Source organism: Mycobacterium sp. MUNTM1, from assembly GCF_054660795.1.
Genome location: NZ_BAAGDE010000158.1, coordinates 1 through 433 on the forward strand (window position 1 = coordinate 1; position 433 = coordinate 433).

The following is a 433-nucleotide window of genomic DNA, read 5'->3' on the forward strand; positions in this document are numbered from 1 at the left end:
ACAACATGGCGGTGGCGCTGCGGCTGAACGGGCCGGTCGATACCGATGCGATGGGCGCCGCTCTGGGCGACGTGGTGGCCCGCCACGAAAGCCTGCGCACTCGGTTCGTCGCGCCCGAAGGCACACCCCAGCAGGTGATCGTCCCCGCCGAGCGCACCGACGTCGGCTGGCAAGTCGTCGACGCCACACGCTGGCCGGCGTCCTGGCTGGCGGAGGCGACCCAGGAGGCGGCTCGCTACACGTTCGACCTCGCGAATGAAATCCCCTTGCGGGCCTGGCTTTTCCAAACAGGCGACGACGAGCATGTCTTGGTGGCGGTGGCCCACCATATCGCCGCGGACGGGTGGTCACTCACCCCGCTGGTGCGCGACCTGGGCCTCGCGTACGCCGCCCGGTGTGACGGCCGTGCGCCGGAGTGGGAGCCGCTGGCGGT

General features: G+C 70.9%; 1 protein-coding gene. It reads left to right on the forward strand.

The genetic code is table 11. The features are described 5' to 3' along the window. The coding region (locus ACYQ8K_RS30215; protein ID WP_459975059.1) for a condensation domain-containing protein at window positions 1-433 on the forward strand (433 nt) is incomplete at both ends.